The organism is Flavobacterium sp. CAN_S2, from assembly GCF_015752255.1.
Classification (GTDB): domain Bacteria; phylum Bacteroidota; class Bacteroidia; order Flavobacteriales; family Flavobacteriaceae; genus Flavobacterium.
On sequence record NZ_JADOVA010000002.1, the window covers coordinates 279,126 to 298,230 of the forward strand.

Consider the following 19,105-nt stretch of genomic DNA (forward strand, 5'->3'; position numbering starts at 1 on the left):
TTATAGTTTTGATATAAATTCCGTTGCTGCTTTACCGGCATTATCCGTTTTCATAAAGTTTTCTCCAATCAAAAATCCCTTGTAACCAAAGGGTTTTAATTCGTTAATAGCTTCAATGGATGAAATCCCGCTTTCAGAAACTTTTACAAAATCATCTGGAATTTGTGCTGCCAATTGCTTGCTAAAATCCAAACTCACTTCGAATGTTTTTAGGTTTCTATTGTTGACACCAATCATATCTAATGTTGGCATAATCGATTTTTCCAATTCTTCCTGATTGTGAACTTCCAGTAAAACTTCGAGTCCTAAACTTTTAGCAAATTCAGATAATGATTTGATTTCGTCTCTTGTCAAAACCGCAGCGATAAGCAATATTAAATCGGCTCCGTGCGCTTTAGCTTCCAAGATTTGGTATTCATCCACAATGAATTCCTTTCTCAATAATGGAATATTTACTGTGGCTCTTGCCAAAAGTAAATCGTCTAAGGAACCACCAAAATATTTTCCATCCGTCAATACTGAAATCCCGCAAGCACCTGCATTTTCGTAACCTTTTGTAACTTCTTCTACCGTAAAGCTGTAATTAATTTCTGCTTTGGAAGGGGAACGACGTTTGTGCTCTGCAATAATTCCAGAGGTACTGTTTTTTAAGTTGTTGCTTAAAGAAATTGTCTTTTTTCCAAAGAAAATCGAAGCTTCCAATTGCGAAACAGGAATGATTGATTTCTTGAGAATGACTTCTCTTTTTTTGTCAACTATAATTTTATCTAGGATGTTCATTCTTAATTGTTTGTTTAAAGTTTTCTTTGTTTAAGGTTTGAAGTTATCATTATTTGGGAACAACTTTAAACCTTAAACTTTAAACTGTTTTATTTACTCAATTCTTGTAATTTGTTCAAAGCTACAAGTCCTTTTCCGGATAATAAACTTTCTTTCGCTATTTGAAATCCTTCTAAAGGAGAACATTTTGTAACAGTAGCAATTGCCATGGCAGCATTGGCACAAACCACATTGTTTTGAGCTTCTGTTCCTTTTCTAGAAATAATATCGGTAAACATTTGAGCGGATTCTTCGATGGTTGTTCCACCTTCAATTTCGCTTTGCAATAAAAGACGAACACCAAAATCTTCCGGATTTAACATTCCTTCCATTGAACTGGTAATCGTTTTTGTAGGTCCTGTCAATGAAACTTCATCATAACCGTCAAGCGAATGAAGGATGGTGAAATTAGTACTGGTATTTTGGTACAAATAGGCATACATTCTGGCTAGTTCTAAATTGAAAACACCTACTAATTGATTTTTTGGAAACGATGGATTTACCATTGGTCCCAGCATATTGAAAAAGGTTTTTACGGCTAGTTCTTTTCGAATTGGACCCACATTTTTCATGGCTGGATGAAATAATGGCGCGTGTAAAACACAAATCCCTGCTTTGTCGATGCATTTTTCCAGGAAATCAGCTTCATTACTGAACTTGATTCCTAGTTTCTCCATGACATTACTAGAACCTGAAATAGAGGAAACTCCGTAATTACCGTGTTTTGCCACTTTTATTCCTGCTCCCGCAGCCACAAATGATGCCAATGTAGAGATATTAAAAGTATCTTTTCCATCACCACCGGTTCCGCATAAATCAATAGTATTGTAAGCGGATAAATCCACACGAATACACAATTCTAACAACGCTTCACGGAAACCGGCAAGTTCATCGATACTTATGCTTCGCATCATGTAAACGGTAAGAAAAGAAGCAATCTGGCTTGTGTTATAACTCCCGTTTGATATATTAACCAATACATTTTTTGCTTCTTCTTTCGACAGGATTTCGTGGTTAATTAATCTGTTTAATATATTTTTCATTTTTATTTTTTGTTTAAGGTTTCAGGTTTAAAGTTTAATAAAAAACCTAAAACTTCAATCTAAATATCCGTATTGGCTCCCCTTCCTTCGGAGGGGGGTGGGGGGAGGAATTACCCTTTCACCCAATTCTCTAATATTTTTTTACCATTAGGAGTTAAAACACTTTCGGGATGAAATTGAACACCTCGAACATCGAAAGTTTTGTGGCGCAAAGACATTACTTGCCCGTTTTCGTCAAATGAAGTTGCTTCAAGGACATCCGGTAAATTGGCGTCAACTACCCAGGAATGATAGCGTCCTACTTCAAATTCATTTCCTAATCCTTCAAATAAAAGTTCGTCATCGACTACTGTTTTTACATTGGTAGCTACACCGTGATACACTTTGTCTAAATTGGAAAGCGTTCCACCATATACCTCTCCAATAGCTTGTTGACCTAAGCATACGCCGAAAATGCTTTTGGTTGCACCGTATTTCCGAATTACATCTTTCAATAAACCTGCTTCATCTGGGATTCCAGGACCTGGAGAAAGTAGTATTTTATCGAAGATTGCAATTTCATCAATATCAAATTCATCGTTTCTATAAACGGTTACTTCGCAATCTAAATCTTCGAGATAGTGCACCAAATTATAAGTAAAACTATCGTAATTGTCTATGACTAGTATTTTTTTCATTTTTTTATCTTTCGTCTTTTTCTAAATGGTTTCTGCTAAATCTAAAGCCGCATTCAGCGCTCTCAATTTATTATAAACCTCCTGCATTTCGCTTTCTTCATCGGAACTTGCTACAATTCCAGCTCCGGCTTGAGAATGTAATTGGTGGTTTTTGCTTAAGAATGTTCGAATCATAATCGCGTGATTAAAATTACCTTCAAAATCCATAAAACCAATAGCGCCTCCATAAAAATTACGATTTGTTTTTTCATAATCCTCAATCAGTTGCATGGCTCTGTGTTTAGGAGCTCCGCTCAAAGTTCCTGCGGGAAATGTATCGGCTACGACTTGCATCGTTGTCGCATTTTCATGCAAATGTCCCGTAACTTTTGATACTAAGTGAATAACGTGAGAGAAGAATTGCACTTCTCTGTATTTTTCTACATTTACATTATGACCGTTTCTGCTTAAATCGTTTCTGGCCAAATCGACTAACATCACATGCTCACTGTTTTCTTTTTTATCTATTGATAATTCTTTTGCAAGAATCGCATCTTTTTCGTCATCTCCTGTTCTTTTGAAAGTTCCTGCGATTGGATGAATTTCAGCTTTACGGTCTTTTACAATAATCTGTGCTTCGGGTGAAGAACCAAATATTTTGAAATCGCCATAATCAAAAAAGAATAAATACGGCGAAGGATTAATACTTCTTAACGCTCTGTAGACATTGAATTCATCGCCTTTGAAGCCTTGTGTAAACCTGCGGGATAAAACCAATTGGAACACATCACCTCTAAAACAATGTTTTTTGGCCAAAGCTACATTATGCTTGAATTCTTCATCAGTCAGATTAGAAAAACCTTCGCCTTCTTTCGAAAACTTATAGGAAGCAATATTTCTGGATTGCAATAATTGTTCGATTTCGGAAATATTATTTCTACCCTCTAAGCTGTGACAGAAAATATAGGCTTCATTTTTGAAATGATTGATGGCAATGATGTTTTGATACACGGCATAATACACATCTGGAATGGTGTTACTATTTTCTTTTTTGGCAATGTTTACTTTTTCAAAATACCGAACCGCATCGTACGAAATATATCCAAAAAGTCCATTATTGATGAATTTAAAATCGTTCTTCTCAGATTTAAACTGACCTGAAAACTCTTGAATTACTTCCGGAATATTGGTAGTGGCATCAATTGAAATTTTCTCAGAACTCCCATCAGGGAAAGTCTTGTAAATAGTTTCGTTTTCTATTTTGATAGAAGCAATGGGATTGCAACAGATGTAGGAGAAACTGTTGTCATTTCCATGATAATCGCTGCTTTCCAATAGCAAACTATTTGGGAATTTATCCCGAATTTTGAAATACACACTTACAGGAGTAATTGTATCTGCAAGAATTTGCTTGTAATTTGTATTTAAGTTAAATGATTTCAATTGCTATATTTTTAATGTTGTGTTTTACTGATAAAATTGGCACAAAAAAAAAGGCCTGTCGTGATGACAAGCCTTTTATATTTATAGTTTTAACAATACTATAGGAGCTTAGTTCACGACGACTGACGTAAATTGTTCCACCACCAAGTATTATTTAAAATTGTTTTCATGTTTTATTTTGTTGCAACAAATATAGAAATGAAATTCGATTATTCAAATATAAAATGCGTTAAAAAACATTAAAAATGAAGATTTTTTGTTAAATAAAATTTTCAATAGAAATTCAGAAAAAAACAAAGCCCCAACAATTTCTTGTTGAGGCTAGTCTTTAATATTTGATGAAATTAGAATTTCAAAGCTACTGCTAAAGTGAAATCATCATTGATAGCTTTGTCTCCTAAGCTGTCAAAGAAACTTCCAGAACCATATTTAATATCGTATTTTGTTCTGTCAATAACAACGTTCGTTGTAGCTGTATTTGCTGTTGTAGCAAGATCAAAAGTTACTGGTTTAGTGATTCCTTTAATAGTTAAATCTCCTGATACAGTATATAAATTTGGAGCTTTAGTAACTACTTTTTTGAAAACTAAAGTTGCTGTTGCAAATTTATCAGTTCCAAAAAAGTCATCAGCTTTCAAGTGACCTTCTAGTTTTTCTTTACCTTGACCTGCTTTTAAGTCAGTAACTACGATTGAATTCATATTTACATTGAATGTACCTCCAACTAATTTTTTTCCTTTGAAAACTAAAGCACCATCTTTTAGGTTGATAGTTCCTTCGTGTTGTCCAGTTACTTTTTTTCCTGTCCAGTTGATGGTACTTCCAGCAGTGTTGATTTTTTTAGTCTGTGCTGTTACTGATAATGTAGATAAAACTACTACTAATGCTAATGCGATTGATTTGAAATTTTTCATTTGTTTAAATTTGATTTGAATTAATATTTGATTTTGAATTAGTAATTTATAATGTAATGAATAAGTCTTCGTTTGATTTTCTGACTTTTTTGTAATGTTGTGTAAGGTCCTCATCGTGTCTGTAACCTAGAGTTGCAATTAATGTAGCATTTAGTCCTAATTTGTCAAGACCTAATATTTCATTAACCTGAGCTGGAACAAAACCTTCCATAGGAGTAGCGTCAATTTTCAGCTCTGCAGCTACGTTTAATAAGTTTCCTAATGCTAAATAAGTTTGTTTTGAAGACCAGATGTTTCTAGTTTCTTCCGGTAAACCTGTGATATTCGATTTCATATACTCAACATAACCTTGAATACTTTCTAATGGAATTCCTCTTGTTTCACTCATGTTTTTACCAAAATTTACGATTCCTTCTTCGCCAAAGTTCATTTCATTTGCAAAAACAATAACGTGTGAAGCATCAACAATTTGTGATTGTCCATACGCCGCACCTTGAAGTTGCGCTCTCAAAGCTTCATTTTCAACGATAATGATTTTGTACGGTTGTAATCCGTAAGAAGATGCACTCAATCGAATCGCTTCTTTCAGTGTGCTTAAGTCTTCGGCAGTTATTTTTTTTGTTGCATCAAACTTTTTTGTTGCGTATCTCCAATTTTGATTTTCTAAAAAAGTACTCATAATGTATTGACTATTTATTGGTTTCTATATTTCTCTAATAATTGATTTAACAAATTTATTTCTTCTGAATTTAGATTTTTTGAAAAAAACTGCTCGTGAGCAATCACTTTTGGATCTAATGCGGATAAAACTTCTAATCCTTTTTGTGTAATTAATACTTCTATTTTCCGTCTGTTTTCAGGACATACTTTTCGAGTGACTAATTCTTTCAATAACAATTTATCTACTAATCGAGTAGTGTTACTGGTTTTAGCTAGCATTCGCTCTTGAATGGTCCACATGTTTGCCGGATTTCCTTTTTGTCCTCTTAATATTCGAAGCACATTGTATTGTTCTCCAGAAATTTCGTAAGGTTTTAATATTTCATTAAAATTTTCTGTTATTACATTTTGTGTATACAAAACGTTCAGAATAATTTTTTTAGAATTATCCATTGGAACAGTCGATTTTAAAATTTCTTCAATTTTCATATTTGTATATATGTAATTTGTTGGTACAAATGTAACACATTTTATAGTTGTATATACAAATGTGAATTAATTTTTTGTTAAAATTTTAAGAACCCTTGGTGAATCAGATCTGTAAAAATTATTATTCATTGTAAATCAATTATTTATATTTTGTTTTTAACAGTGCTAAACTGATTATAATTTAGCTTTCAATAATGGAACAAAATTTAATAAGTAGTTTTCTCTTCTGCTAAGTCAAAATGCATACCATAATTATTCAATTTTCAAGTATTGAATACAATAATAGAACGGTACTTCAATTTTGACTAATTTTTATCTCCTTTAAAATTAAAGTTAGTTAAGCTCTTTGTATTAAAATTTATTTTGAAATAGATTGGGAAGTGAAACTTCTGATTTTTATAATATTTTTTTAATTATTTGTAATTCAATTACTTGTGATTTATTAAAATAATAAAATTGCAAATTTTACTTGGAATTGTGTAAATTAATCATTGTTTAAAAGTGTAAATTTATAAGAATTAAAAAACTGTAGAAACTTTTAAAACTATTAAAATGAAAAACGTAAAAAAACAGGAACAAGATTCTGAAAATAGGAAACAGCAGGATTTAGAAGTCAATAAATCCGATGCTACTGGTCAGATGATGACAACAGATCAAGGGCTTAAAATCAATGATGATAATAATTCCCTCAAAGCAGGCGAGCGTGGACCATCATTATTGGAAGATTTCATTTTAAGAGAAAAAATTACGCATTTTGACCATGAACGAATTCCAGAAAGAATTGTGCATGCACGAGGTTCTGCTGCGCATGGTTATTTTCAGGTTTATAAAGCAATGGAAAAATATACCAAAGCTGGATTTCTTCAGGATCCTAGCCTTAAAACTCCGGTTTTCACTCGGTTTTCTACCGTTGCAGGCTCGAGAGGTTCCACTGATTTAGCCCGCGATATAAGAGGATTTGCAGTTAAATTTTACACAGAGCAAGGAAATTATGATTTAGTTGGAAATAATGTACCGGTGTTTTTTATTCAGGACGCCATGAAATTTCCGGATTTAGTCCATGCCGTAAAACCGGAACCGAACAATGAAATGCCGCAAGCGGCTTCCGCTCACGATACTTTTTGGGATTTTATTTCCTTGATGCCAGAAACGATGCACACTATTATGTGGGTAATGTCAGATAGGGCGATTCCAAGAAGTTTACGCATGATGGAAGGTTTTGGAGTACATACTTTTCGTTTTATAAATGCTAAAAATGAATCACATTTTGTAAAGTTCCATTGGAAACCAAAATTAGGAACACATGCCGTGGTGTGGGATGAAGCGCAGAAAATATCCGGAAAAAATTCTGATTTTCACCGTCAGGATTTGTGGGAAGCTATCGAAAACGGGAATTATCCTGAATGGGAATTAGGAGTACAGTTGATTCCGGAAGCCGATGAACATAAATTTGATTTCGATTTATTAGACCCAACCAAACTGGTTCCTGAAGAATTAGTTCCCGTAACTCTTATCGGAAAAATAGTTCTGAATCGTAATCCTGACAATTTTTTCGCTGAAACGGAGCAAGTAGCTTTTCATCCGGGGCATATTGTTCCGGGAATCGATTTTACAAATGATCCATTGTTACAAGGACGTTTATTCTCTTACACGGACACACAATTATCCCGTTTAGGAAGTCCGAATTTTCATGAAATTCCAATCAATAGAACCATTGCGCCCATGCATAACAATCAGCGGGATGGACACATGCGTCAGGAAATAAATGTGGGTCGGGTTAGTTATCATCCAAATTCTCTTGGCGGCGGCTGTCCTTTTCAGGCAAAAATTGATGAAGGTGGTTTTAGCAGTTTCAATGAACGTGTAGATGCACATAAAGTACGTGATCGAAGTGAGAGCTTTTCAGATCATTTTGGTCAGGCTACCTTATTTTTCAACAGTCAGACTCAAACAGAAAAAAATCATATTATAAATGCGTTGCGTTTTGAATTGGGTAAACTGGAAACCGAGGCAATACAAATCCGTATGCTGGGATTGTTGTCACAAATAGATACCAATTTGGCAACGAAAGTAGCCGAAGGTTTAGGGCTTAAAGTTCCTAAAAGTCCAGAAAAACCAATGAATCATGGCGTTGGTGCGGATGCGGATAAACATAAATATGAACCTAAAAAAGTAGAACAAAGCGTAAAGTCTTCGGATGCGTTAAGTATGCTTAAAAATAAGACTTTATCTAAAACGATTGCAACTCGTCAGGTCGCTTTTTTATGTTCGGAAGGAGTTGGCAGGGCTGCTATTAATGCAATGAAAGCTGCATTAGATAAAGAAGGAGCGACTATGAAAGTTATAGCGCCGCATTTAGGAACTATAAAAGCTAACGATGGAAGTGAAGTGAAAGTAGATCAAAGTTTTCTGATTGCTGCCTCAGTTTTATTTGATGCAGTTTATATTCCCGGTGGGAAAAACATAGGCTTCCTAGCTTCAAAACCAGAAGTAATTGAATTTATAAATGAAGCTTTCAAACATTGTAAAGTTATTGGCGCCGATGATGCTGCAATTTTTACGCAAACAAATGTCAAATCGGATGCCGAAGGAATTGTTTTAAATTCAAACAAAGAAGATAAGAACTTTACAAAATCTTTTATAGCAGCTATGGGCGAACACCGTTTTTGGAGTCGTGAAGAAAAACTATAGTGAAAAGCGTTTAATTTAACACGAATAATAAACAACAAAAACCGAAATGAAAGTTTCGGTTTTTGTTGTTTATAATATAAAAGAAATGGTAATTTTAATGTTAAATCGTTACGTAATTGGCTTATAAATTATGTTGTCAAGATTTTTTCAATGCGATTCTTAATGTTGAGGTTTTTTACTTTGTAAGTATTATTTATTATATTTAAAAATTATTTGAATATAATCCGTATGAATAAAGCCAATCTATCTTACGATGCTCTACTTCTTAAATTAAAAGAACAAGAATTAGAAATAAACCGGTTAACAGAAAAAGAAGCGTCATTGTCTACTTTCAAATTTTTTATTGAGGAGTCTAATGATTTGGTGTGCGTTGTTGGAACAGATACTTTTTTCAAAGAGATTAATCCCGCTTTTGTTGAAATTCTAGGATATTCAAAAGAAGAATTATTACAGGAATCCTTGCTCCATCTTTTGCATCCGGATGATCTTGAAAGATCGTTACAAGAGATTGGAAGTCTTGCAATGGGAAACCCAGCCATGAATTTTGAGAACAGATTTAAAAAAAAGAACGGTGAATTTGTAACGATTCAATGGACAGCAAATGCAATTTCTGCTGAAAATATTTATGCAATTGGAAGAGATATTTCGGAGATAAGAAGCACGCAAGAAAAGTTAATTAAGAGTGAAGACCTACTAAACCATGCGCAACAAATTGCAAAAATGGGAAGTTGGGAGTTCAATCTACTGAATAAAAAAATGATTTGGTCTAAGGAATTGTATTCAATTTATGGAATCGACAAGAAACCAGACCAGAATTTGTATCAGGAGTTTTTGAATCTTTTTTCAGAAGAAGATGCCACATTTTTTCAAGATAAAATTAATCAATCCATCATAGATAAAGAACAATTTGAACTACAACAAAACGTCATTTTATCAGATAATAGTAATAAATGGCTGCATGCAATTGTAATTCCGGTGCTTGATAATTCTGGAAATGTTTATGCAGTAAGAGGAAACATACAAGATATTACCCAGAAAAAATATATTGAAGATTCCATTAAAGAGCAAGAAGCAGCGGTAATAGAATATAAACTAAAATTAGTTGAGGAAGAAGGTAATGCTAAATTTAAGACTTATATCGAAAACGCACCTGACGGAGTTTTTGTTTTAGATGAAAAAGGGAATTATGTCGATGTAAACCATGCCGCAACAGTATTGACTGGGTATTCAAAAAAGGAATTGCTAACTATGAGATTTGGAAATTTGTCATCTCATGAATTGCAAGGAGAATTATACAAGGAATTCCAAATTCTTTTAGAAAAAGGAACGGCAAAAAAAGAGTTTAAAACAATTCATAAAAAGGGAGCTATCAAATGGTGGTCTGTTGAAGCGGTAAAACTTTCCGAGAATCGTTTTTTAGGATTTGTTAAAGATATTACTGAAAGCAAAAAAGCATTAGAAACGATTGAAAATAATGATAAATATTTTCGAGCATTGGTCGAAAATAATGAGGGAATTATTACAGTACTTGATGAAAATTTAAAAACATTATTTCGTAGTACGTCCTCGGAACGCATAACTGGCTATTCAAAACAAGAATTGACTGAGATCTCTGATTCAGAATATTTTCATCCGGATTATATTGAATATGTGAATCAGAAGATGAAAGAAACATTCGAAAATCCGGGAGTTCTAAATCCAGTTCAGTTTCAGGTAAAACATAAAAAAGGACATTACATCTGGATAAAAGGAGTACTTACAAACTTATTGAGTGAGGATGGCGTGAGGTTGATTATTGCCAACTTAAGAGATATTACAGAAAGTAAAATTGCCCAAGATAAAATTGAACAGAGTGAAAAACGATTCCGTGCTTTGGTTGAGAATAATGACGGTATTATTACGGTTTTTGATAAAGATATAAATACTATTTTCCGAAGCCCATCTTCGGCTCGAGTTACAGGATACACAGATGATGAATTTGAAAAAATCCCAAAGAATGAATATTTTCATCCAGATTATTTAGATTATGTGAATCAGATGGTCCAAAAAGCAATAGATAATCCCGACAAACCTATTGAAGTACTGTTTCAGGTCAAGCATAAAAACGGAAATTATATTTGGCTGCAAGGAATCTTAAATAATAAAATTGACGATAGTAGTGTTGGAGGAATTATTTCGAATTTAAGAGATGTAACGGAGAACAAAAAAGCAAATGAAACCTTACTGAGTGAAAGGAATAAGTTTGCTAAAATTGCTGACGCATCGCCAGGATTAATCTATTCGATGCGTCAAAATAAGGATGGGAGCTTATGCTATCCGTATGCCAGTAATGCTGTTGAGGAAATTTTTGGTTTTACTTTTAAAGAAATTGAGAACGATGCCGATAAAATTTTCCAACTGATTCATCCAGCTGATTTGGATTTTGTGATGCAAAATATTGCCGCAACAAAATCGCAATTAGTTCCTCTCAAATGCGAATATCGTTATTTTCATCCTGAAAAAGGGTTAGTTTGGCATGAATTAAATTCTTTACCGGTAGTTGAACCGGAAGGAACTGTGATTTGTCACGGTATCGTTACTGATATCACACAACGCATCAGAGCTGATCAAAAACTGATCAAAGCCAACCGACTTTATTTGTTCATCAGTCAAATTAATCAAATGATTGTTCGTACAACTGATGAAAAAACGCTTTTTGAAGAAGCCTGTAAAATAGCGGTGGATTTAGGTAAATTTAGAATGGTCTGGATTGGAACGGTTGATGAACAAACTAAAAAATTAATTCCGGTGATGATTGCTGGAGAGAATAATGGGTATTTGTCAACAATTAAAGCCATTTCCATAGAAGATATTCCTGAAGGAAGAGGTCCGGCCGGAACCGCAATGCGGGAAGCACGATATGTTATTTGCAATGATATTGAAAATGATCAAATGATGCAACCTTGGCGTACAGAAGCTTTATCACGAGCTTATCTTTCATCGATTGCGGTGCCAATAAAAAAATTCGGAAAGGTAATTGGCGTTTTTTCTTTTTATGCTAATGAAAAAAACTTTTTTGACGCAGAAGAAATTGCATTGTTAGAGGAGGCAACCGGTGATGTTTCTTTTGCATTGGAAGTTTTTGAAAAAGAGGCTTTAAGAAAAAAGGCTGAGGAAGCAGTTATTGAAAGTGAACAGCGTTACCACTTGCTTACGGATGTTTCTCCTGTGGGAATTTTCAGAACGGACGCCAGCGGATATACCACGTTTGTTAATCCACATTGGTGTCAAATTTCAGGTTTGTCTTTTCAGGAAGCTTTAGGAAACGGTTGGTTAAAAGGCGTTCATGAGGACGATAAAAATTCATTGTTCAGAGGGTGGGAAAATGCCACAAACAACAAACAAAATTCATTGTCTGAATACCGATTTGTGCGTCAGGATGGATCTGTTGCCTGGGTGATGGGACAGGCTTTACCTGAAAAAAATATAAAAAATGAAATTGTAGGCTACATAGGAACCATCACCGATATTACTGAACGAAAAAATGCAGAATCAATAATCCTTCGAGAAAAAAATCTTTCGGAATCGATAATCAATAATCTTCCGGGAATTTTTTACCTCTATGACGAATCAGGAAAATTTTTGAAATGGAATAAAAATTTTGAAGAAGTAACTGGCTATGATTATGAGGAAATCAGTCAAATGAATCCTCTAGAATTTTTTGATGGAGAAGAGAAGCAAAAAGTTAAAACAAGAATAAAAACAGTATTTGAAAGAAGATCACCTGGTATTGAAGTTGAATTCTTTACTAAAAAGAAAAATAAAGTTCCATATTATATTAGTTCTCATGTGATTGATTACGAAGGTAAAAAATGTCTGTTGGGAATGGGTATTGATCTCACTGAACGTAAAAAAGCGGAAGAGAAAGTCAAAAAAGCAAATGAACGATTCGAAATGATTGCTGCTGCTACCAATGATGCAGTTTTTGAAGTGGATTTATTAACAGGGGAAAGTTGGAATAATCAGACTTTTATAGATCTTTTGGGCTTTGGCAGTATGGAATCTAATGGAGAAAATAATAGTGTTATTTGGCGATCTAGAGTTCATCCGGATGACAGGGAACGAGTGATTAAAAAATTAGAGGATTCTTATGCAGGAACTGCAAGATTATGGTCAGATGAATTCCGTTTTCAAAAGGCTGATGGCAGTTACGGAATGTTTTATGATCGAGGTGTGATTTCCAGAGATGAAACGGGTAAAGCACTGCGATTGAATGGAGCTTTGACTGAAATAACCGAATTGAAAAATATAAAAGAGCAACTGATTAACAGTGAAGAAAAGTATCGAAGTTTGATAGAACAAGCTTCTGATGCAATTTTTATTAATAATATTTCCGGCGATTTACTTGAAGTAAATGAAAGTGCCTGTTTGCTATTAGGATATTCAAAAGAGGAATTGTGTACAAAAAACCTAATAGATTTATATACAAAAGAGGAGCTGATATCAAGACCCATAATGATGGAGGAATTATTGGGTGGTGAAAAAACATTGATTCAGCGTAGTATGTTGCATAAAGATGGAGCATTAATTTCAGTAGAGATTACTGCCAAAATGATTATTGATGGTCGAATTGTGTCCATCGTTCGAGATGTTACTAAACGCAAGAAATCTGAGGATGATTTCAGGAAAATGAATAAAAAACTGGAAGCCATAATTGGAGCTATACCAGATTTGTTATTTGAAGTGGATATGGGAGGTAAAATTTTCAACTACCATTCCCGTCGCGATGATTTATTAGCTTTTCCTCCAGAAGCATTTCTGGGAAAAACATTTTCGGAAGTATTGCCACCTGATGTTTCAAATTTGTGCATTTCCGCTATTCGGGAAGCTTCGGAAAAAGGATATTCAACAGGCCGACAATATTCTCTGGAGTTACCAAGTGGTTTGCATTGGTTTGAACTTTCTATTGCACCTATGCAAGAAAGTCAGGATCATGAAAGGCACTACATTTGCCTTTCAAGAGATATCACAGCAGCCAAAAAATCCGATAGGGCATTGCTAAAAAGTGAGGAACGATACCGCGGTTTGTTAAACAATCTTGATGCTGGTATCGTAGTTCATGCACCGGATACTTCCGTAGTGGTCAATAATGTAAAAGCTGCTGAATTATTGGGATTAACCGATGATCAAATGCGCGGAATTACAGCCTTTGATGCAACATGGAATTTCTTAAATGAAGATAATACGGTGATGTCTTTTGAAAGATATCCTGTAAACCAAATTATCGCGACCAAAAAATCACTCAAAAATTTTAGATTTGGCGTATGCCGACCAATAACAAATGATGTGGTATGGCTTTTAATAAATGGATATCCCGATATGGATGCAAATGGGGAAATTTATGAAATCGTAATCAGTTTTATTGATATTTCGGAACAGAAAGTGATGGAAATGGAACTGGTAAAATCGAAGGAATTAGCCGAAGCCGCAAATAAAGCAAAGACGGATTTCCTAGCTAATATGAGTCATGAAATTAGAACACCGTTGAACGGAATAATTGGTTTTACGCATTTGTTGATGAAATCTAATCTCAAAAAGAATCAGTCCGCATATATGAAAACCGTTAATGAATCCGCAATTTCATTGATGGACATTGTTAATGATGTGTTGGATTTTTCTAAAATTGAATCGGGAAAATTAGAACTGAATATTGAAGAAATTAACCTTTTAAAATTAACAAATCAGGTTATAAATTTATTTAAATACCAAGCCGATTTGAAAAAAATAGATTTAATTCTGGATATCAGCAAAAGTATTCCACAATATATTCTTGCAGATTCGGTGCGATTGAAACAAATATTGGTAAATCTATTGAGTAATGCGATTAAGTTTACGAATTTTGGTGAAATTCGTTTGGATATTACCGAAATAGAGCCAGATGAAAAGAAATGGTCTACGATTAAGTTTTCTGTAAAAGATACTGGAGTTGGAATAAAAACAGGAAACAACGAGAAAATATTCAATTCATTTGTTCAGGAAGACAATTCTACGAATCGTAAATTTGGTGGAACCGGATTAGGTTTGGCAATTTCCAATCAGCTTTTGGCCTTAATGGACAGTAAATTGCAATTAATCAGTAAATATGGCGACGGTAGTGACTTTTACTTTGTTGTTAAATTCAAAAAGACAAATCATAAGAAGAACAAAGAGCGTCTCCTTTCTAAAACAATTCAAGAAGCACCAATAACACTGGTAACAGTTTTGGAAGATAAGAAGGTTTTAATAGTTGAAGACAATAAAATCAACATGCTATTGGCTAAAACACTTGTCAAAAGAATTATAGCAAATTGCATCATCATTGAAGCAAAAGATGGAAATGAAGCTGTAGAATTGTATAAAAAAGAGCAACCTGATGTTATTTTAATGGATATTCAGATGCCAAATAAAAATGGTTATCAAGCAACAGAGGAAATCAGGCAGATAAAAGAAGCGGAACATATTCCCATAATTGCAATCACGGCAGGAATAATGGTTGGAGATAAAGAAAAGTGTCTGGAAGCAGGGATGAATGATTATTTACCTAAACCAATTATTCAAGCAGATTTAGAACAAATGTTGCAAATATGGCTGCAAAAAAATTAATTGATTTAGAATGATTAATAAAAGTGTCTAATGATTTAGGCACTTTTTTTATGTGAAATTTTTAAAATTTTGTTTATAGTTTTTAATGTTTAATTTACTTGTCAAATCACATTTTTTTTATTAAATTTAACATATATTAGGGTTTAATCAGTTAAATAATTTGATTAACACTATAAAAAAGACATGATTTATGCGGATTACTAATTTCTAGGGATGTTTTATTTTAATCTTTTTTTAATAAATATTAAACAGTTGTTAAATTAAATTTAGTTTCTCTGAGGCAAGAGATGTCTTTTTATTCTTTTTTTGCTTTTTTTAAAAGTGAGAAACCGCTAAAAACCTACTAAATTAGCCAATTATTAATACTCAAAATAAAAGAAGTAATTTGATAGAGCATTCCTACTCAACTTATAATAGTTATTGAAAATTCAAAATTTGTAATGATAAAAAATAATCAAGCCAACCTTGGGGAAGGTAAAGCGTTAGATTTGAAACCAAATGTAAGGGTATCGGATGCGGATTCTGCTGATTTTCCAATTATTGGTATTGGAGCGTCTGCTGGTGGTCTGGAAGCGCTTGAATTATTTTTTAAAAACATGCCAGTTAATAGTGGTATGGGATTCATAGTAATTCAGCATTTAGACCCAACCCATACTGGAATAATGCCAGAGTTATTACAAAGAATGACAACAATGAAAGTCTATCAGGCAACTGATGCGCTCCAAGTAAAACCTAATTGTGTTTATGTAATTCCACCCAATAAAAGCCTGTCAATATTAAACGGAAAACTACATTTATTTGTTCCCACAGAGTCTCGAGGCTTGCGATTGCCAATCGATATTTTCCTTAAATCTTTAGCACTGGATCGGCTGGAAAAAAGTATTGGTGTCATTCTTTCCGGAATGGGTTCCGATGGTAGCTTAGGATTGAAAGCCATTAAAGAAAAAAATGGAATTGTAGTGGTGCAAGATCCGACATCAGCAAAGTTTGACAGTATGCCTCGTAATGCTATAGATTCTGTAATTGCTGATATTGTTGCTCCCGTAGCCGAATTACCCGCTAAACTGATGGCTTTACTGCGATATTTTCCCGAAATTCAATCAGAATCGGATATTCTCATTAAATCAAAAAGTAGTCTGGACAAAATTATAATCTTGTTGCGGGATCATACCGAGAATGACTTTTCGATGTATAAAAAAAGTACCTTAATGCGCCGCATTGAACGAAGAAAAGGAATACATCACATTGATAAAATGCAAACCTATGTGCGTTTTTTACAGGAAAATCCAAGTGAAATTGAACTGCTTTTCAAAGAACTATTAATTGGTGTAACAAGCTTTTTTAGGGATCCCGCTGTTTGGGATAAACTCAAAGAAGAAATTATTCCCAATATGCTAAAGGATATACCAGACGGTAAAACCTTGCGCGCCTGGGTTCCAGCTTGCTCCACGGGTGAAGAAGCATATTCCCTAGCAATCGTTTTTGAAGAAGCAGTATCAAAAATACAACCTCCCAAAAGTATTAAATTACAAATTTTCGCTACTGATTTAGACATTTTGTCTATTGAAAAAGCCCGAAAAGGATTTTTTTATTCCAGTATTACAAAAGATATTTCTCCAGAGCGGATTACTAAATTTTTTACCCTCGAAAATGACGGTTATCGCGTAAATACATTCATTCGTGAAATGATAGTTTTTGCTCCTCATAATGTTACCAAAGATCCTCCTTTTACAAAATTAGACATACTGACTTGTCGCAATATGCTAATTTACATGGAGCCGGAATTACAAAATAAATTAATAATGCTATTTAATTATAGCCTCAATCAGGGAGGAATTATGATGCTTGGCACTGCAGAGACTATTTCAAGCAGCATCAAAGGATTTGAAGTTGTAGATTCGAAACTTAAGTTTTATAAACGGATTTCAAAATCAGTTTCTCCAGAATTCTCCAATTTTCCAAGTTCCTATTCCCAAACAAAAAGAGTAACCATTGACACTATGAAAGAAACTAAGGTCGTTGAAAACATTCAGACACTTACGGATCAAATTTTACTGCAACGTTTTGCCCCAGCAAGCGTACTTGTTAACACCAAAGGCGATATCATATACATTACCGGCAGAACCGGAAAATATTTAGAACCTGTTGCAGGCAAAGCAAACTGGAATGTTCATGCAATGGCACGCGAAGGTTTGCGTAATGAGCTGCCAGGAGCATTCCGAAAAGCGTTGCAAAGTTTTGAACCAGTCTATATTGATAATATAAAAATAGTTGAAAACGGAGGATTCCATTTTATCAATCTGACGGTACAACAAATAGAAAGTCCAAATGCAGTAAAAGGGATGATTATGGTTGTTTTTACAGACATTCCAACTAGTACTGATTCCGTTTCTGGAACTTCTAAATCAAGAAAACAAAGTGCGACTCTTAAACAACAAGAATTAGAAGCAGAATTGAAACGCAGCAATGAAGATTTGAACAGCGTGAGAGAAGAAATGCAAACTTCTCAGGAGGAACTCAAATCCACGAATGAAGAACTGCAGTCTACGAACGAAGAATTACAATCTACCAATGAGGAATTGACTACTTCAAAGGAAGAATTACAAAGTTTAAATGAGGAATTGCAAACAGTTAACACGGAATTACAAAGCAAATTAGTCGATTTTGAACAGGCCAATAATGATATGAAAAACCTGCTCAACAGTACGGAAATAGCCACTCTTTTTTTAGATAAAGAATTAAACATCCGCAGATTTACTGATCCAGTAACTAAAATATTCAAGTTGCGTGCAACTGATACCGGAAGACCTTTTACGGATTTAGTGTGCGACTTGAAATATCCTGAAATGGTTAGTAATGCACTTGAGGTTATCAAAACGCTGGCGCCTATTCAAAAGGAGGTTGCAACAATTGATGGCAGGTATTATTACGTTCGAATTATGCCGTATCGTACGCTCGATGATCGTATTGATGGAATCGTAATTACTTTTACTGACATTACAGCTGCAAAACTTGCCGAAGAGTCTCTTAAGATGGAAAATCAATACCGCCGTCTTTTTGAGTCAGCCAAAGATGGAATTCTGATTCTGAACTATGAAACCGGCAAAATAATCGATGTTAATCCTTTTTTAGTCGGAATGTTAGGTTATTCTCATGAGCAGTTAATTGAAAAATCAATTTGGGAAATAGGTTCACTTAAGGACATTGTGAGTAATAAAGACAAGTTTTCAGAATTACAAAAAAAAGAATTTATTCGCTATGAAAATTTGCCGCTTGAAACCGCGAAAGGACGAAAAATAAATGTTGAATTTGTGAGTAACGTTTATTTGGTCAATAGTAAAAAAGTCATTCAGTGTATTATCCGTGACATTTCGGATCGTGTATTTGTTCAGGAGGCCTTAGTAAATGCTGAAACCCGTTACAAGCACCTTTTTGAATCAGTGAAGGATGGAATCATTTTCGTAGATGGTGAAACAGGAAAAATCAATGCGATAAATCCTTTTTTTACAGCTTTGATAGGGGAAACTAAAGAGAATTTTATTGGGAAAGAAGTTTGGTCTGTTAAATTTCTAAAAAACATAATTCCAAACAAGTCTACTTTTACGGAATTAAGCCAAAAAAAATCATTTCATTCCATTTTCAAGGAAATTGAAACAAGCAATAACAAGCGAATCAATATCGAATTTATCAGCGCGGTATATTTTATTGGAGATCAAAAAAACATTCAGTTTTTTATTCATGAAATAGCAGTATAGAATAGTATGTAAGT

General features: G+C 34.0%; 10 protein-coding genes. 3 read left to right on the forward strand and 7 right to left on the reverse strand.

Translation table 11 applies throughout. The features are described 5' to 3' along the window. The 7 genes from trpC to IWX80_RS09115 all read right to left on the reverse strand — a co-directional run bounded on the left by trpC (position 1) and on the right by IWX80_RS09115 (position 6,024). The gene (gene trpC / locus IWX80_RS09085) at positions 1 to 780 is read right to left on the reverse strand and encodes an indole-3-glycerol phosphate synthase TrpC (RefSeq protein ID WP_196853151.1); all 780 of its coding nucleotides are present in this window, start codon (positions 778 to 780) and stop codon (positions 1 to 3) included. A gap of 89 nt (positions 781 to 869) precedes the next feature. Further along, positions 870 to 1,862, reverse strand: a complete 993-nt coding sequence (gene trpD, locus IWX80_RS09090; RefSeq protein ID WP_196853152.1) for an anthranilate phosphoribosyltransferase — start codon at positions 1,860 to 1,862, stop codon at positions 870 to 872. A gap of 110 nt (positions 1,863 to 1,972) precedes the next feature. Then, complete coding sequence (locus tag IWX80_RS09095) at positions 1,973 to 2,539, reverse strand: anthranilate synthase component II (protein WP_196853153.1); 567 nt, start codon at positions 2,537 to 2,539, stop codon at positions 1,973 to 1,975. Between the two features lie 21 nt (positions 2,540 to 2,560). Further along, positions 2,561 to 3,961, reverse strand: coding sequence for an anthranilate synthase component I family protein (locus IWX80_RS09100; protein WP_196853154.1), 1,401 nt, complete (start codon positions 3,959 to 3,961; stop codon positions 2,561 to 2,563). A gap of 344 nt (positions 3,962 to 4,305) precedes the next feature. After that, positions 4,306 to 4,875 carry a YceI family protein gene (locus IWX80_RS09105; protein ID WP_196853155.1) on the reverse strand — a complete coding sequence of 190 codons (570 nt, stop codon included), beginning with the start codon at positions 4,873 to 4,875 and terminating at the stop codon, positions 4,306 to 4,308. A gap of 46 nt (positions 4,876 to 4,921) precedes the next feature. Continuing rightward, positions 4,922 to 5,554, reverse strand: coding sequence for an NAD(P)H-dependent oxidoreductase (locus tag IWX80_RS09110; RefSeq protein ID WP_196853156.1), 633 nt, complete (start codon positions 5,552 to 5,554; stop codon positions 4,922 to 4,924). A gap of 14 nt (positions 5,555 to 5,568) precedes the next feature. Further along, positions 5,569 to 6,024 (reverse strand): MarR family winged helix-turn-helix transcriptional regulator, encoded by a 456-nt coding sequence (locus IWX80_RS09115; RefSeq protein WP_196853157.1) that lies wholly within the window; start codon positions 6,022 to 6,024, stop codon positions 5,569 to 5,571. Between the two features lie 552 nt (positions 6,025 to 6,576). Between IWX80_RS09115 and IWX80_RS09120 the strand changes: the two genes are divergently transcribed. The 3 genes from IWX80_RS09120 (at position 6,577) to IWX80_RS09130 (ending at position 19,091) form a co-directional block, all read left to right on the forward strand. Next, on the forward strand, positions 6,577 to 8,715 hold the full coding sequence (locus IWX80_RS09120) for a catalase (RefSeq protein ID WP_196853158.1): 2,139 nt from the start codon (positions 6,577 to 6,579) through the stop codon (positions 8,713 to 8,715). Between the two features lie 228 nt (positions 8,716 to 8,943). Then, the gene (locus IWX80_RS09125) at positions 8,944 to 15,336 is read left to right on the forward strand and encodes a PAS domain S-box protein (protein ID WP_196853159.1); all 6,393 of its coding nucleotides are present in this window, start codon (positions 8,944 to 8,946) and stop codon (positions 15,334 to 15,336) included. Positions 15,337 to 15,776: 440 nt separating this feature from the next. After that, the gene (locus tag IWX80_RS09130; protein ID WP_196853160.1) at positions 15,777 to 19,091 is read left to right on the forward strand and encodes a chemotaxis protein CheB; all 3,315 of its coding nucleotides are present in this window, start codon (positions 15,777 to 15,779) and stop codon (positions 19,089 to 19,091) included. Positions 19,092 to 19,105 lie beyond the last annotated feature (14 nt).

Excerpts from the sequence above, each read along its gene's own strand:
- trpC (WP_196853151.1), bottom strand. The coding sequence starts at position 780 with ATGAACATCCTAGATAAAATTATAGTTGACAAAAAAAGAGAAGTCATT.
- trpD (WP_196853152.1), bottom strand. The coding sequence starts at position 1,862 with ATGAAAAATATATTAAACAGATTAATTAACCACGAAATCCTGTCGAAA.
- IWX80_RS09095 (WP_196853153.1), bottom strand. The coding sequence starts at position 2,539 with ATGAAAAAAATACTAGTCATAGACAATTACGATAGTTTTACTTATAAT.
- IWX80_RS09105 (WP_196853155.1), bottom strand. The coding sequence starts at position 4,875 with ATGAAAAATTTCAAATCAATCGCATTAGCATTAGTAGTAGTTTTATCT.
- IWX80_RS09110 (WP_196853156.1), bottom strand. The coding sequence starts at position 5,554 with ATGAGTACTTTTTTAGAAAATCAAAATTGGAGATACGCAACAAAAAAG.
- IWX80_RS09115 (WP_196853157.1), bottom strand. The coding sequence starts at position 6,024 with ATGAAAATTGAAGAAATTTTAAAATCGACTGTTCCAATGGATAATTCT.
- IWX80_RS09120 (WP_196853158.1), top strand. The coding sequence starts at position 6,577 with ATGAAAAACGTAAAAAAACAGGAACAAGATTCTGAAAATAGGAAACAG.
- IWX80_RS09125 (WP_196853159.1), top strand. The coding sequence starts at position 8,944 with ATGAATAAAGCCAATCTATCTTACGATGCTCTACTTCTTAAATTAAAA.
- IWX80_RS09130 (WP_196853160.1), top strand. The coding sequence starts at position 15,777 with ATGATAAAAAATAATCAAGCCAACCTTGGGGAAGGTAAAGCGTTAGAT.